The organism is Enterococcus casseliflavus NBRC 100478, assembly GCF_001544095.1.
Classification (GTDB): domain Bacteria; phylum Bacillota; class Bacilli; order Lactobacillales; family Enterococcaceae; genus Enterococcus_D; species Enterococcus_D casseliflavus.
In genome coordinates this window covers 65,524-82,052 of record NZ_BCPT01000004.1, presented here as the reverse complement: position 1 = coordinate 82,052, position 16,529 = coordinate 65,524, and the positions used below count along the sequence as shown (strand labels likewise).

General features: G+C 43.7%; 8 protein-coding genes and 2 pseudogenes. 4 read left to right on the top strand and 6 right to left on the bottom strand.

Annotation, left to right across the window (positions count from 1 at the left end; genetic code table 11):
• Window positions 1–3,045, bottom strand: coding sequence for a glycoside hydrolase family 2 (locus ECA1_RS04730; protein ID WP_002323471.1), 3,045 nt, complete (start codon window positions 3,043–3,045; stop codon window positions 1–3).
• Window positions 3,046–3,780: 735 nt separating this feature from the next.
• On the opposite strand from ECA1_RS04730, the pseudogene ECA1_RS16955 reads away from it, so the two are divergent.
• Window positions 3,781–3,909, top strand: a pseudogene (locus ECA1_RS16955) (helix-turn-helix transcriptional regulator); the annotation flags it as partial.
• Here the strand turns inward: ECA1_RS16955 and ECA1_RS04725 are convergent.
• The 3 genes from ECA1_RS04725 to rplM form a co-directional block, all read right to left on the bottom strand.
• Entirely contained in the window at window positions 3,892–4,125 is a 234-nt protein-coding gene (locus tag ECA1_RS04725) for a helix-turn-helix domain-containing protein (protein ID WP_002323472.1), read from the bottom strand. The pseudogene ECA1_RS16955 and the gene ECA1_RS04725 overlap by 18 nt on opposite strands.
• Before the next feature lie 362 nt (window positions 4,126–4,487).
• Window positions 4,488–4,880: a 30S ribosomal protein S9 gene (rpsI, locus tag ECA1_RS04720; RefSeq protein ID WP_060791875.1), complete on the bottom strand. Its 393-nt coding sequence runs from the start codon at window positions 4,878–4,880 to the stop codon at window positions 4,488–4,490.
• A gap of 15 nt (window positions 4,881–4,895) precedes the next feature.
• Entirely contained in the window at window positions 4,896–5,342 is a 447-nt protein-coding gene (gene rplM, locus ECA1_RS04715) for a 50S ribosomal protein L13 (protein ID WP_301280258.1), read from the bottom strand.
• Window positions 5,343–5,748: 406 nt separating this feature from the next.
• Here rplM and ECA1_RS04710 point away from each other — a divergent pair, with 406 nt between their 5' ends.
• Together ECA1_RS04710 and argH are read left to right on the top strand one after the other, a co-directional pair.
• Window positions 5,749–6,963 carry an argininosuccinate synthase gene (locus ECA1_RS04710; protein WP_005233014.1) on the top strand — a complete coding sequence of 405 codons (1,215 nt, stop codon included), beginning with the start codon at window positions 5,749–5,751 and terminating at the stop codon, window positions 6,961–6,963.
• Between the two features lie 54 nt (window positions 6,964–7,017).
• On the top strand, window positions 7,018–8,397 hold the full coding sequence (gene argH, locus ECA1_RS04705; protein WP_060791874.1) for an argininosuccinate lyase: 1,380 nt from the start codon (window positions 7,018–7,020) through the stop codon (window positions 8,395–8,397).
• A 40-nt stretch (window positions 8,398–8,437) separates the two neighbouring features.
• Here argH and ECA1_RS04700 read toward each other — a convergent pair whose 3' ends face one another.
• Complete coding sequence (locus tag ECA1_RS04700) at window positions 8,438–8,926, bottom strand: Dps family protein (protein WP_005230382.1); 489 nt, start codon at window positions 8,924–8,926, stop codon at window positions 8,438–8,440.
• 125 nt (window positions 8,927–9,051) lie between these two features.
• On the opposite strand from ECA1_RS04700, the gene ECA1_RS04695 reads away from it, so the two are divergent.
• Entirely contained in the window at window positions 9,052–9,729 is a 678-nt protein-coding gene (locus tag ECA1_RS04695; RefSeq protein WP_060791873.1) for a prepilin peptidase, read from the top strand.
• A gap of 76 nt (window positions 9,730–9,805) precedes the next feature.
• Here ECA1_RS04695 and ECA1_RS16950 read toward each other — a convergent pair.
• Window positions 9,806–16,331 (bottom strand): annotated as a pseudogene (locus tag ECA1_RS16950) (Spy0128 family protein).
• Window positions 16,332–16,529 lie beyond the last annotated feature (198 nt).

Sequence of the window (16,529 nt, the reverse complement as noted above, 5' to 3'; positions counted from 1 at the left end):
TCATGCTCCTTCCACTTCTTTTTGATAGTTCATCTGAAAATCAAAGGCAAATGCCTGATTTTGCAATAAATACTTCGGTAAAATACCGGGACCGCAACTGGCACTTCCTAATCCTTGCACCCCATAGTCAATGTTGACGGCAACGGCGTCGCTGGTTTCTAATTGATTGGTATGAGTCGCTTGTTCCAAATTGTTCTGAGTGTAGTGATGCACACTAAAATTCAGCGATTTGCTGGAAATAGTCAGTCCACCTCCAGAAGGCTTAGACAAACGGAAGAATTTGGTCTTCATGTGGTTGCCATTTTCTTGCGGCCGCACATACGGCGTGTGCATCTCTGGAACGGTTCTTTCCCACCAATCGAAAAACCCGCTTTGGCAACTATCAGGATAGGTTTCATGCGGCCCAAGTCCTAGCCACTGAACATTCTGATGTTGTTTATCAATCATCAGCTGCACACCGATTCGCGGTAGGGTTTTCGGTCCGTTGCCAAACGGGGTTCCTTGGACTTCTACACGGATGTCGCCTGCCAATGAAAGACGATACGTAAAGGACAATTCAATTCCCCAGTCGAGGGAAATAGGCATGCTGTTGCGGCGAATCTCGACTTTTATTTCATCAAGGCGCTGTTCATAGGTAAAAGCGAGCACACGCTCCTTTAAGTGGCGAATGCGAAACGCTTCCCATTCCTTGGCGATGCTTGCCGAACCAAACTCTTCACTGCCTAACAAGTCATTGTCAGTCGGTGCCCGCCAAAAGTTCATTTCAAGCGGTTCAGTAAGCAAGGCTTGCCCTTCGATGAGCCACTGGCTCAAGGTACCTGTTTTCTTATGAAAAATATAGGTCTGCTCAGCCAAAGTAATCCTCAGTTCATCGGCCGTTTCTGAACAGTGAAAGGCATTCGCTTTGGGTATTTGTACGCTTTTTACTGGTTGATCAATGACGGCTTGTTCCCAAGCAACTGCGTGTTCTAAAGAAAAATCTGGCGCACTTTCTTCAAAGAAAAACAGCGTGACCACTGCCTGTGCTCTTCCCGCTAAGCTCAGCGTAGCTTCTTCTGGCAGGTAAATGGTTGTTTCTTCTTGAGGTGGAAGGTCAATTCTTGGTAGCTCTTGTAAGAAAATCACCTGATCGTCTTCTTTTATTTGCAGGACTGCCTGTAAAGACGCTAAATTTCGAAAATTGAAGCGGTTGGTGATGCGACAGGCCTGTTCTGAGAGCTGGAAAGTGATTTTGACAGGCTGAATCACTTTCTTATACTCGAACAATGCTGGCGATGGCGTACGATCTGGAAATAGCAATCCATCAATCACAAAGTTGCCATCATGGATTTCCTCTGCAAAATCACCACCATACTTGTAGTACGTCTCACCAGAAACGTTGTCAATGCTCTTGATACCATGATCGATCCACTCCCAAATAAAGCCGCCTTGTAACCGGGGATAGCGATAAAACAATTCCAGATATTCGCTCAATCCACCAGGGCCATTGCCCATCGCATGACCATATTCACATAAAATATGCGGTTGTGTTAGTGAACGTTCCCCTTGTTCTGCCATTTCGCCAACAGAAGTATACATAGTCGAAATGACATCAGACGCTTGGCACGCTTGCCATTCTCCCAAGGCTTTCAAGTGCCGTGCTTCTCCTTCATAATGAACCAGACGACTGGGATCTAATTTCTTGATCAGCTGCGCCATCTTCAAATGGTTTTCCCCATAGCCAGACTCATTTCCTAACGACCAGAAAATGATCGAAGGATGGTTTCTATTTTTTTCGACCATTCTTTTTGCTCGGTCTAAATACGCCGGCAACCATTCCTCACTACTACTTAGTTCATTGATCCTTTGGGTGATATCCATCCCATGGGTTTCAATGTCTGCTTCGTCAATGACGTACAGCCCATAACGATCACACAAGTGATAAAACTTTGTGTCTGCTGGGTAATGAGAACACCGAACGGCATTGATATTAAATGCTTTCATCATCTGCACATCTTGTTCCATCGTCTCAACTGTCAGACTTCTGCCAGACTCACAATGCCATTCATGGCGATTGACGCCCTTCAGCACTACCCGCTTTCCATTGATTTGGAAAATACCGTCGGTTATGGAAATCTGTCTAAAGCCGACTTGGAGCGGAATGACCTCCAACAGTTCCTCGCCTTGATACTGTTTCACCAACAGATGGTATAGATACGGTTCTTCTGCGTTCCAAGGAATTATCTCTTCAATGGTTGCGGAAATCGTCCAATTCGCTTTTGCTCCTCCTAGTCTTTTCTCAGCTTTCTTTAAAACGGTTACATTTTCCTGATCCAGCAATTCGATTTCTATCGTTCGTTCTTCTGGTTCCTCTGTCGTTGTTGGTTGAAAGAAAAGCGAAACTGCCAAGAAGCCATCTTTGTATTGATTGCATAAATCTGCTTGGCTCGTTACATTTTGAATCGACTGCGGCTTACGGGAAAACAAGTAGACTTCTCTAAAAATTCCGCCAAGCCACCACATATCTTGATCCTCGACATAGCTCATCGCACTCCATTGCTTCACCTTTACACTAAGCACATTTTTGCCCTTTTGAAGATATGGTGTGATATCAAACTCAGAGACCAAGCGACTGCCGGTGCTGTAGCCGACATATTGATCATTGACATGCACCTCAAACACCGATTCCACGCCTTCAAAGTGAAGCACATGCTCAAGATTAATGTCCTCCACAATAAATGCTTTTCGATAAAAGGCGGTTGGGTTTTCCATCGCAACAAATGGCGGATCAATTGGAAAAGGATACTGGACATTCGTATAGATTGGTTTTCCATGCCCCTGAAACTGCCAATGAGCAGGTACCTCGATTTTTTGTTCATACACAACTTGATTTTCTGCCTCACCCAAATAAAAATCCCACAGACCATTTAATGACTGATACCCAAAAGATGCCTGTGGATCTCCTTGCATAGCTGCTGCGACCGTTTCATAACTAAAAAAACTGGTTCGAGGTGACAAGCGGTTTTCATGTAGTATTGCTGGATTGAATATTTTTTCTTGGAACATAGCTTCCTCCTGATGTGTTTTTCGTGCTTCGTTTGACAATCAACTGACTTCTCGTTATTTCTATTTCTTGGCAAAGTGATATCATCTAATCCAAAATGAATTAAGCGCTATCATAAAACCAAGTCAGAAATTTCTATCCGTGTGCATCTAATACCAAGCATATTTTTTCTGTACATCCACCTTAAAAACTACAGAACCTCTTATAGACGAATAGAAACCGAGGCTTGCCGACACTCTGTTTTAGAATTGGAATGCGTCAATCCTCTGTTATTTTAACTTCCCCATCTGAAACACAAAAAAAGGATTGGACGACTGTCCAATCCTTTTGACATAGCGAAATAAGCATAAGGTATCCTGCATAAAATCCCAGAAAATCTGCTTTTCCTACTAGAAAAAGAACAGAATATTAGGTACAATAAACAGGTCGATACCTTAGGGTATTGACTATGGCAACTTGATTAGTCAGTTCGCGTGACTTTTCAAGGCCTCGTATTGGAGCGCCAACTCTGATACGGGGTGCCTTTTTTTATTCGGTTTCTATTCCCCTCTATTGTATAGAAACCCGTTTTGGAAAGCAAGACCAAATCTGAGGGAAATGATTTAATAACAGATTTGATTTATGGTTTTTTGATGTTTTCTTATGCTTTTTGATGGATAATGTAATCGGGTGTGTACAATTTGTTATTACGCTGTAATCTCTTTGACCGTATTAATATTATCATATGAGGTGATTTTGTGTATCATAGAATTCGCAACTTACGCGAAGACAAAGACTTGAATCAAGAACAACTTGCTAAACTACTGAATATCAGCCAAACCACTTACTCCCGCTATGAGTCAGGGAAATTAGACATTCCTACTCAACTTTAATATCCTCGTGATATCATCAATCTCCAACGCATCTGCAATCCTTTCAATGTGTTCTAAATAAATTTTTTGTCTTTTTCCATTTGCCAAATTGCTTAAATTTGATGGCTCAATTCCCGACAACCTTGCGAGTTCTCTTAAAGACATCTGACGTTCTGCTAATAAATCATTAATTAGCACTTCCACTTTTCTATCACCTTCATTTTCGTTCATTTATATTTCCTCCTCGTGTTGTCTATATAAACATGGTATAGTACAATAATTTTAGATTGTTGTTCGTATAGACATGAAGTTTATAAATATAGAAGAAGGTACCCTTATGACATCGGAAAATGAAAATAAAGAATTCCTGACAAAGAAGAATCAACCGATTAAAACCATTACTCAACAAGATATCAATGCGCTATAAACAACACATCAGCAACTTCGATCATGGTCATCGATGCTAGAGGTATTAATCAAATTATTTGATTGTAAAAAGAACTGAATAACAATGAAAAATTACTCAAACTTACCATTTGATACGAAAAAAACACTCTCCAAAAAGAGAGTGTCTCGAATCTTCGATAAAAAGATTAACGTTTTGAAAACTGTGAAGATTTACGAGCTTTCTTAAGACCTGGTTTTTTACGTTCAACCATACGTGCGTCACGAGTAAGTAAACCAGCACGTTTAAGAGCTAAACGGAAATCAGGATCAACTTGTAACAATGCACGTGCGATACCGTGACGGATTGCACCTGATTGTCCAGCGTATCCACCACCATTTACGTTTACAAAAACATCGTATGAACCTTTAGTTTCTGTAACGCCGAATGGTTGGTTGATTACTTCACGCAAGTCTGCGTGTGGGATGTATTCTTCAACATCTTTTTTGTTAACAGTAATTTTACCAGTACCTGGTACTAAACGTACGCGGGCTACTGCATTTTTACGACGGCCAGTGCCGATATATTGAGCTTGTGCCAATGAAATTCCCTCCTATTAGATTAAGTTTGTGATGTCCAATACTTCTGGTTGTTGTGCAGCATGTGGGTGTTCAGCGCCAGCATAAACATGAAGTTTCATTCCTTGTTTACGGCCTAAAGTGTTTTTAGGAAGCATGCCTTTTACAGAAGTTTCGATCAAACGACGAGAATTTTTAGCACGTAATTCTCCAGCAGAGACTGATTTCAATCCTCCTGGGAAGTTTGAGTGACGGTAATAAATTTTATCGCTTGCTTTGTTACCTGTTAATTTGATTTTTTCTGCATTAATGACGATTACGAAATCGCCTGTATCCACATGAGGTGTGAATGTTGGTTTATTTTTACCACGTAAGACAGATGCTACTACTGCTGAAAGACGACCCATAGGAACATCTGTTGCATCTACTACGTACCATTTACGTTCTACTTCGCCTGGTTTGGCCATATATGTTGTACGCACAATTTTTTCCTCCAATTCAATTTCACGAATGTTTGACATACACTTGAGTTTCCGGGGCTCTTGTGGGGCAAACAATACCATATAACATAATACCTTCTATAAAGCCTAATGTCAACGTAATTCCGCCTCTTTTTGAAAATTTTCTCCATTCGTTTTCTGCCATTTTCTCTGAAAAACGAAACTTGTTGTTGCAGGCTTCTAAAACTGAATACATTTATGAATAATGTGTATAAACTTTCATTAACAAAGTGAGCATCCACTTCTTTTCCTTAACCATCGATAATAGTATAAAAAACTGATAATTACCACTTTTATGTATAAATATTTAATTTTGCCCTTGATTTATTATTTTTATTCTGATAAGATAGCTTCAATCACTTGAAAACACGCGGAAAAGGAGTTAATAAGTATGAAAGAAAAAGTAATATTGGCCTATTCTGGAGGATTAGATACCTCCGTTTCAATTAAATGGTTAACGGACCAAGGATATGATGTGGTGGCTTGCTGCCTAGACATCGGTGAAGGTCGCGACACCCAATCCATTAAAGACAAAGCTTTGGCAGTTGGCGCGATTGAATCTTATGCCATCGATGCCCGCGAAGAATTCGCCCAAGATTTTGCTTTGATCGCTTTACAAGGCAATACTTTTTATGAAAATTCTTATCCTCTTGTTTCCGCTTTGTCTCGTCCATTGATTGCCAAGAAATTGGTGGAGTTGGCATTAGCGACTGGCGCAACGACCGTCGCCCACGGCTGTACTGGTAAAGGCAACGACCAAGTTCGTTTTGAAGTAGCGATCGCTGCTTTAGCGCCTCACTTGAAAGTCATCGCACCGGTTCGGGAATGGAAATGGTCCCGGGAAGAAGAGATTGCCTATGCGGCTGAAAAAGGAGTGCCGATTCCCGCTGACTTGGACAATCCATATTCCATCGACCAAAACTTGTGGGGACGCGCCTGTGAGTGCGGTGTTTTAGAAGATCCTTGGGCAACGCCACCAAAAGGAGCCTACGCCATCACACAAGAATTAGAAGATACTCCTGACGTACCGACGATCGTTGAGATCACTTTTGATCAAGGGGTACCGACCGCCATTGATGGCGAAACGATGAATCTAGCAGAATTGATCATGAAATTGAACCGGATGGCTGGCGAACATGGCGTTGGTCGGATCGACCATATCGAAAATCGTTTGGTGGGGATCAAATCACGGGAAGTTTATGAATGTCCAGGAGCGATCGCTTTGATGACGGCTCATAAAGAGTTGGAAGATTTGGTCTTTGTACGGGAATTGGCGCATTTCAAACCAATCATCGAGCAGCAATTAGCCCAAGTCATCTATGATGGTCTTTGGTTCAATCCATTGACGGAAGCCTTGATTACCTTCCTGAAAAGCACGCAAGTCTACGTCAACGGGATCGTGCGTTTGAAATTGTTCAAAGGCAACGTCATTTGTGAAGGACGGAAATCTGAAAACAGCCTGTACGATGAAAACTTAGCAACGTACACGTCTGCAGATACCTTTGATCAGCATGCGGCCATCGGCTTCATCAAATTATGGGGACTGCCAAGCAAAGTGCACGCTGAGATTCAAGCACAACAGCAACTAACAGAAACATTGATTTAAGTATGCACGGCTGAAGCTGCCGCTTCAGCCGTAATCTTTTTTTGAGGTGAGAATATGGCAAAATTATGGGGCGGACGTTTCGATGGGAAAAACGAAGCATGGATCGATGCTTTTGGGGCTTCCATCACGTTTGATCAAAAGTTAGCAAAGCAAGACATTCTTGGCAGTTTGGCACATGTCAAAATGCTGGTCCATACGGGCATCATCAGTCAACCCGATGGCGAAGCGATCATTGGCGGCTTGACCACGATTCAGCAGCAATTAGCCGCTGGCGAATTGACCTTCACGATTGAAAATGAGGACATCCATTTAAACATCGAGACATTCTTGCATGAATTGATTGGACCAGTGGCAGGCAAATTGCATACTGCCCGTAGTCGTAATGACCAAGTGGCGACCGATATGCATTTGTATTTGAAAGAAGTCGTGCAAGACGTGATCACTTTGATCGCTGAGTTGCGAGAAGCGCTGGTTTTACAAGCCGAAGCCAACATCTATACCATCATGCCCGGTTATACCCATCTGCAGCATGCACAGCCGATTTCTTTTGCCCATCACCTCTTAGCCTATTACAGTATGCTGACGCGTGACCAAGAGCGTTTCAGTGAGAGTTTGAGCCGCATCGATGTGATGCCTTTAGGCAGTGCCGCTTTGGCAGGAACTACCTTCCCCATCGATCGCGCCTTCACCGCTCAAGAGTTAGGGTTTAGCAATATTTACAGCAACAGCCTAGATGCGGTCAGCGATCGTGATTTTATCTTGGAATTTTTAAGCAACGCCTCTTTATTGATGATGCATCTGTCTCGTTTTTGTGAAGAGCTGATTCTTTGGTGCAGCCACGAGTACCAATTTGTGGAACTGACCGATACCTTCTCCACCGGCAGCTCCATTATGCCTCAAAAGAAAAACCCTGACATGGCGGAGCTGATCCGTGGAAAAACAGGACGTGTCTATGGGAATCTCTTTGGCCTTTTGACGGTCATGAAGGGCTTGCCGCTGGCGTACAACAAAGATTTCCAAGAAGACAAAGAAGGCATGTTTGACAGTGCCGAAACCATCACGAAAAGCTTGCAGATCATGACGGGCATGATCGCAACGATGAAGGTCAATCAAGCACGAATGCAAGAATCCACTGAAAAGGATTTTTCCAACGCAACAGAATTAGCGGATTACTTAGCTGGCAAAGGCGTGCCTTTCAGACAAGCCCATGAGATCGTCGGCAAGCTCGTCAGTGAGTGTTTGAGCAAAGGCATCTATTTGCAAGATGTTTCCTTGGAAGAATACCAAGCGATCCATCCTGCCATCGACAGCGATATTTTTGAAAAACTTGACTCCTACACCGCCGTCAAAAATCGTCATTCCTATGGCGGCACCGGTTTTGATCAAGTGGCACAGCAAATTGAAGCCGCCAAAGGGTTATTGGCAGGCCATTAAAAAAACCAGCGAAGAAAATTCTTCGCTGGTTTTTTGTTGATTAATGACGTACGCGAGATTTCGCTGGATCGATCAATGGCGCTTCGCCTAAGTGCGCTTGGATCATCCAAATACGTTTTTCGATGGCTGTTTTGAAGCCGATGAAGATATCTTGGGTTGGATCGTCGCCTTCTTCACCAGATACTTCGATCCCTTTTTGGTATAAGTCCGCTAAATAACGGTAGCCTTCCACCAATGTAGCTAAGCGTTCTGGAATCGTGCGGTCCCAGTTGCCGACTTCATCAGGGATTTGAGTGTGTTCAGCCATTTCACGCAAAGTTGAATATGGTGAACCGTCTAATGTAATCAAGCGTTCAGAAACTTCATCCAATTGCTCATTTAAATCATCCATGAATTCGTCCATCATCGGATGCAATGTCAAAAAGCCAGGTCCACGCATGTACCAGTGTGTTTGGTGAACGACCATAGCCATTTGGCTTAAATCAGCAACAAGTTGGTTTAATACTTCTTTTGTTTGTTCAAATTTCATAACGATTCCTCCTCTAAATTATCTATTTTAAGGATAATACGAAACAATTAAAAAGTACAACAAAATCATCTATTTGAGAAAATTTCTCACTCTCTTACGTATTTCTTTATGAGGGGGTACGAAAAATGACGATTTTCGTGTTTTTTTTAGGCGCTTTACTCGGCTTCTTTTGGCTTTTGCTCTTACAAACCCTGTTTTGGAATCTGCCAAAAAGTGATTCTCGTTCTCACTACCAGAAAGTAAACAAAGTTTCGGATAACCATTGGTTTTTTCTCCTTCCTACAAGATGGCTTTCACCCCCGCTTTATTGGGTCTTCGGTTGCATATGCTATGGCGGACTTTGCGGGGTTGCCTTTCATGCTTTAGAAAGCTTCCTGGCTTTTGTCTGGCTGACCAGTGCCTTTTTACTCAGCTTGACCGACTTGATAGACTATAGCGTCTACCCGCACCTGCTGTACCCCGCCCACCTACTGCTAGCGTTGGCACAGCTTAGAAGCGGCGCTTCTTTTCAATGGCTGTCTTTAGGCTTGCTGGTTCCACTGGTCTTTTTTGTCTGGCAGGAAAAAATGGGCGGTGGCGATCTCTTAGTGCTGGCAGGTTGGAGCATTTGGCTAGCGCCGTCGACCCTTTTGGCCCTCTTACTAGTAGCCAGCAGTCTTGGTATCCTCGCTTTTTTTAGCTATCAAAGCATCTGGAAGAAACGATTGGCACAGTTGCCCTTCGTCCCCTTCTTGAGTCTGGGTTTGCTGATTGTTCGCTTTCTAGCGTTTCATACTTTTGACGCTTTTGTTTCTTTGAAGTGAAGAAAAATAGGACAGGAAAAAGCGGGACAAGTTGGCCTCATCCCGCTTTCTCTTTCTGCTCTGTTGCTTCCCCTGCCTATGATAACGGCGTCCTTTTTTTGCGATCAAGGTAGATGCCCACTGCAATTACTACTAACAACAGTCCCAAGACGACCCAACCAGCGGTCGTGGTGTCATTGGTTTTCGGTAAGTTGCCAGTTCCCGGTTTCGTTGTTTTGCCTTCTTTGACACGGTTGTTGAATACCATGTCTGCCGTTTGCTCCGCTTCAGCTACTAATTTTCCTGCTTGATCTTTGACTGTGACCGTTACTTGATAGGTGGTTTCATCATAGATGATCGTGGCGTCGTTGCCAGCTTTTTCACGAATCGTGTAACGATGTTCCCCAGCATCGTCATACGTCAATGCATCAAAGGTAATCGTTCCATTTGCGTCATTGCGTTGGGTTTGCAGAACCTTTCCAGCTTCATCCACTAATTCAAATGCGAATTCGTTGGCTTGCAAGTCTCTACCCGTCAAGACTTTCTTAGCACTTAGTACGACACTGCCTGCTTGTGGTTGGTAGCTGTTTTCAAAGACTTGATTGTCTTCGTATTCGGCAACTGCGGTCAACTGTCCGTCTTCATCAGTGACGGTCACAACTACTGCAAGCTCTTTTATATCGTAGGTGATGGTACCGTCAGTTCCTGTTTTCTCACGAATGGTGTAGTGATACTCACCTGCTTTGTCATATGCAAGAGCATCGAAGTAGATCTTGCCAGTGGCGTCGTTGGCTTTTGTTTGAAGAACAGTTCCGTCTTCATTGACTAGTTCAAAATCGAATTCATTTGCTTGTAGCGTACGACCAGTTAAGACTTTCTCGGCACTTAGTACGACACTGCCTGCTTGTGGTTGATAGCTGTTTTCAAAGACTTGATTGCCTTCGTATTCCGCAACTGCCGTGAGCTGTCCGTCTTCATCCGTTACAGTGACAACTACCGCCAGTTCTTTCCTATCGTACGTAATCGTGCCATCGATTCCTGCTTTCTCACGGATGGTATAGTGGTACTCACCTGTTTCCTCGTAAGAGAGTGCGTCAAAGTAGATCTTGCCAGTGCCATCGTTGGCTTTTGTTTGAAGAACAGTTCCGTCTTCATCGACTAGTTCAAAATCGAATTCATTTGCTTGTAGCGTACGACCAGTTAAGACTTTCTCGGCACTTAGTACGACACTGCCTGCTTGTGGTTGATAGCTGTTTTCAAAGACTTGGTTGCCTTTGTATTCGGCAACTGCGGTCAACTGTCCCGCTTCATCCGTCACAGTAACGACTACCGCTAGTTCTTTCGCATCGTAAGTGATGGTGCCATCGTTTCCTGCTTGTTCACGGATAGTATAGCGGTATTCGCCTGCCTTGTCATATGCAAGAGCATCGAAGGCAATTTGTCCGGTTGCATCATTGGCTTTTGTTTGAAGAATGTTACCTTCTTCATCTACCAGTTCAAAGATAAATTCGTCAGCTTGTAACGTGCGGCCGGTCAAGACTTTCTCGGCACTCAATACGACACTACCAGCCTTTGGTTTATAGCTGTTTTCAAAGACTTGGTTGCCTTCGTATTCCGCAACTGCGGTCAACTGTCCGGCTTCATCAGTGACGGTTACAACTACCGCCAGTTCTTTTGCATCGTAAGTGATGGTGTCATCAGTTCCTGTTTTCTCACGAATGGTGTAGTGGTATTCGCCTGCCTTGTCATATGCAAGAGCATCAAAGTAGATCTTACCAGTGGCGTCGTTGGCTTTTGTTTGAAGTACAGTTCCATCTTCATCGACTAGTTCAAAATCAAATTCATTTGCTTGTAAGGTACGGCCGGTTAAGACTTTCTCAGCACTCAATACGATACTACCAGCTTTTGGTGTATAGTCGTTTTCAAAGATCGCATTGCCATCATACGTTGCTTTTGCCACTAGTTGCCCGTCTTCATCGGTTACTTTCACGACAACACCAATTTCTTTCGTGTCATAGGTAATGGTACTATCTGCGCCAGCTTTTTCCCGAATCGTATAACGGTATTCGCCGACTTCGCCATATGTCAATTCATCGAAATAGACTTGACCATTTACGTCATTGGTTTTCGTCTGTAACACGTTGCCTGCTTCACCGACTAGCTCAAAGGCAAACTCGTTGGCTGCTAGTGTGCGGCCTGTCAACACTTTCTCTACATTCAAGACCACACCGCCAGCTTTTGGCGTATAGTCGTTTTCAAAGACTTGGTTGCCTTCATATTCCGCCACTGCGGTCAACTGTCCGTCTTCATCGGTGACGGTCACGACTACCGCTAGTTCTTTCGTATCGTAAGTGATGGTACCGTCAGTTCCTGTCTTCTCACGAATGGTGTAGTGATACTCACCTGTTTCCTCGTAAGGGAGCGCCGTCAAAGTAGATCTTGCCAGTGGCGTCATTGGCTTTTGTTTGAAGTACAGTTCCCTCTTCATCGACTAGTTCAAAATCGAATTCATTTGCTTGTAAGGTACGACCGGTTAAGACTTTCTCGGCACTTAGTACGATACTACCAGCCTTTGGTTGATAGTCGTTTTCAAAGACTTGGTTGCCTTCGTATTCGGCAACTGCCACGAGCTGTCCGTCTTCATCGGTGACGGTTACAACTACCGCTAGTTCTTTCGTATCGTATGTGATGGTACCGTCAGTTCCTGCTTTCTCACGGATGGTATAGCGGTATTCACCTGTTTTATCATAAGGAAGAGCGTCAAAGTAGATCTTGCCAGTTGCATCATTGGCTTTTGTTTGAAGTACAGTTCCTGCTTCATTGACTAACTCGAAGTCAAATTCTTCTGCTTTCAAATCACGACCAATCAGTACTTTCTCAGCACTCAAAACGACACTACCGGCTTTTGGCGTATAGTCATTTTCAAAGACTTGATTGCCTTCATAGACTGCTTTCGCAATCAACTGGCTGTCTTCTTCTGTCACTGTCACAGTTACCTTTAGTTCTTTGTCAGTATAGGTGATGGTTGGATCATCGCCGGCTTTTTCCCGAATCGTGTAATGGTAATCGCCAGGCTCATTGTAAGTGATTGCGTCAAAGGTGACTTGTCCGTTACCGTCATTGGTTTGGGTTAGAATCACAGAGCCAGCTTCATCCACCAGGTAGAAAGTAAATTCGCCGTCTTTCAGCTCGCGTCCATGAAGCAGCTTCTGGACATTCAAAGCATGGGTCGTTTCTTTGATTTCTCGCTTGTTGGCTAGCTCAAAGACATAATTGACTTCTTTATCAGAGATAGTGAAGGTGTACTGAGTCGCATCTCGTTCGTATCCTTCTGGTGCGGTGATTTCTTGGATCATATAATCGCCGTAACGCAGATTGTCGATCCGATCAATGGCGTTGCCGTTTTCCATGATCTGATTGTTTTTGACCACCAGATTCGACAAGATGACTTCATAGGTATTTTGCGCATTTTTGCGGCTTAATTGGAAAACCGCTTCTTCATCGATCCCTCGTTCTTTGGTGCCATCGGCATCGTATTTCACGATCGTCAAGGAGCCATTCGTCCCAGAAGAGGTTCCGCTGCCGTCTGTCGATTTGATGGTGACTTCTTTGGTCACTGTGTGAATCTCGATCTCACTACCCGTCAAATTGACACTATTGGCCACCCGTTCATTGTTCAAAATCCCGGGATCAAGCTGTGTTTGATAAACGATAAAGTACGGTTTATCAATCAATTCTTCAAAAGCGATCACTAACGATTGCGTCCCTGCGACCACATCCGAGGTGATTTTCGGATTGTCTTCGTTGGTGAAGGTGACTTTTTCGCCTTTTTCCCAAGTACCATTGTTTAAGACCGCTTCATACACATCTACGATCACGTTATCGTCGGCATCGCGTAAAAAGGTGTGCTGATTGTAGTTGATGGTATCGGTCACTACCGCATTGTGGATTTTGCGACTGTCAGCGTTGATCATGATTTCCCAATCGAGCAATCGATTGTTCTCGGCATTCTGGCTGCCGTTTTTCATCAACCAGTCCGTTTTCGCAGACTTATCGACTTGGCCATCGGCAGTCAACGTTGTGTCATTGTCCGTCAATGTAATAGTATTTTTGTAGGTAAATACTTCTTCAGATGCTTCCGTTGCCAAGAAGACCGCCAGTGTTTCTGACGTTTCTTTCAGCAAGGTGATCGTAACTTTCTTCGTGTCAGGATCATAAGTGTAACTGTAATCCTCGTTTAGCACCAATTGCTCTTTCAGTGCTCTGACTTGTGTCGTATATCCAGTTACCGTGACCGTGTAAAGCGCCAAGTCTTTCAAAGTTTGGCCTTCTTGCAGCTGGTCAGTGATGACTGCATCTTTATTGATTTTTTCTTTGTACGTATTGAATAGCCCCATCCAATAGACTTGATCGCTAGAAGCGGTCTGCTCATCAAAAATGGTTCCTAGATTCCGACCAAATACAGCGGTAATCGCTTTGGCGACATCTTCGCCTTCACCAATGAATAGGCCGTATTTCAAGGCATTTTTTAACCAGTTGGTATCCATCCAAGTATTGGATTCAGAAGCTTCCGTGAACGTATTGCCAGCTTCGTCTTTATAATGGACAAACGCTGCATTACTAAACCGGCTGCTAGAACTTCCTAATGCGATCTGTTGTGAAACATCGAAGCTGGTTTTAAAATTAACAGTGATCGTTGCCGAGGTCGTTTGGTACGCCCCTTGCAGCTTGATGCGAAAACCCGTCTCAAGTTCCTTCGTTGAGCCATCGGCTAGCGTTTTCGTTTCTGTGATCAGCTCTAGCGTATAGTCGGTATTGAGCTCTAAAGGCTCGGTCACTCCGCTTGCCGTCACTACCAGCGTATCCGCCAACAAGGCCAGTGCGCTGCTGTTTGCCCCTGAGATCAATTGATAGCGGTCTTCTATAATCAGGTCGCTAACTTTTTGCTGATTGGTATTGGCTTCAATTTTCCATGCGACAGTCTTCGCCTCATAATCTTTAGTGCCAGCGGTTTTCACGACACCGATCGTTTTGGTTGGTGTTACTGTGCCGCTGCCCGTCAACGAGGTATTTTGATTGTCGCGGATCGAAGCGTAATTGTATATACGGGTATCGGCTAAAACCGATTCATACAACTGGGTGTCGTATTGGATCTTGTAGTAGCCAGCTTTGGCAAACGTGATGCCAAAGCGTACGATTTCCCCCTCTTTGTCCAGCTGGTATGTCCCATCAAAGGACCAGTCCTCTGAAGGGACTTGGTTGCCATCTTTGTCTGTGATCACCAAAGTCTTTGGAACAAAAAAGTGCAAGGCTTTTTCAGGATCTGTTCCCGAGTAGGTCTGATCCAAAACTCTGGCTTGATCTTTGTCCAATGTAACGGAAATTTCCCAAGATGCTCGTTTCGTTTCTGGATCGTAGCCTTTAAATCGTTTGTATTCTGATTGTTCATCGTAGGTAACCGTTGCTTCTGCGGTTTTTTCTGTAAAATCGCTACCGTTGATTGTTGCCGTGTTTTTGAAAGAAGAAGCCGTTGGATCAGTGACCGCACTATTGATGACGATGCGGACCGGTTGATCGACGGTTTGATTGAAGGTAAACGTGTTGTTAACACTGTTATACGTATATAAGCCATCGGTACGAATCCATTCATCGGTGGATTCATCGTACAAGTAGCCTGTCGAGGTACTATAAGCTAATCCTTGTGGCATCTTATCGGTAATCACCACATCATGCAATTCACGACTGGTTTGGTTAAAAATAATTTCCCAAACCACTGAACCGCTGGAAGTCACGTTACCAGTCTTAATGATATCGACCTCATAAATAGGCAATGTAATGATGATCTCATGGCCATCTTCATCGTAAATCCCGGTAGGAATGGTCACTTCCTCAGTAACGGTGCTTACACTTAATTCAGTGATCAGATCAATAGTCCCTGAGCGGTTGGAAAGTGTTTGTGCCGCCTCATTAAAAGTAACGGTCAATGTACCATCGAGTGCTAAGGTAAATCTTCCGATCGATTGTCCGCCGGAACGGGTCAATTCACCACTGACGGTGTTATGAATGGCAAAATAATTCGGCAATTGATACGTATAATAATCACCAGCACGAATTTCTTCCGTATCTGCTAACGACCAGTCAAAATGAATTTTGATATTGTCATTATACATCGGTGGATTTTCGGCAGTGAAAGGCTGATCGTTTAAGTCAGTGATTCGGACATTGTCAAAAAGCTGCACGCCCCGTTCATTCAGGTTGGCACTAAGATTTTCAGCGGTAGTAGAAGCTTCCGTTTCCGTCTCAGCATCTGGCGCTCGGGGTTGAATGCTGTTTTGATTCAGTGTCGAAGATGCTTGGGTTGCTTGACTTTCACTAGGGACGGTTGCTTGTTCTTCTTCTGCTTGACTCGTTGCTGACTGAACTGCTCCCGCTGTCGATGAATCCGTAGGTGCTTTTTCCGTATCGATCGTTCCGGTCACAGGTTCAGTACTTTCTAACGTTTCGGTCGTTCTTTCGGTGCTTTCGGTTGCGTTGATTGCTTCTGCCAGTATGATCGTTGGTTCACAAAAGATAGAACCAAGCAAGACTAGCAAACATATATAGATAGAAAATTGTTTTTTCATAATTGCTCATTCCTTTTTATAAATTTTTTCAATTGATCTCGGAAGCGCTCGACGAATAACATTGTTCAACAGTGAGCAAGATATCCCAACAAACAACTGCTTTTTGCCTCCTCCCCATGATTCAAAAATTTTGGTCTTTGCTACTTGTATCAAACGTATTACTACTATTCCACACTTCTATTTTCCCAAAATTTTGGG

Excerpts from the sequence above, each read along its gene's own strand:
- ECA1_RS04730 (WP_002323471.1), bottom strand. The coding sequence starts at position 3,045 with ATGTTCCAAGAAAAAATATTCAATCCAGCAATACTACATGAAAACCGC.
- ECA1_RS04725 (WP_002323472.1), bottom strand. The coding sequence starts at position 4,125 with ATGAACGAAAATGAAGGTGATAGAAAAGTGGAAGTGCTAATTAATGAT.
- ECA1_RS04695 (WP_060791873.1), top strand. The coding sequence starts at position 9,052 with ATGACGATTTTCGTGTTTTTTTTAGGCGCTTTACTCGGCTTCTTTTGG.
- ECA1_RS04710 (WP_005233014.1), top strand. The coding sequence starts at position 5,749 with ATGAAAGAAAAAGTAATATTGGCCTATTCTGGAGGATTAGATACCTCC.
- argH (WP_060791874.1), top strand. The coding sequence starts at position 7,018 with ATGGCAAAATTATGGGGCGGACGTTTCGATGGGAAAAACGAAGCATGG.
- ECA1_RS04700 (WP_005230382.1), bottom strand. The coding sequence starts at position 8,926 with ATGAAATTTGAACAAACAAAAGAAGTATTAAACCAACTTGTTGCTGAT.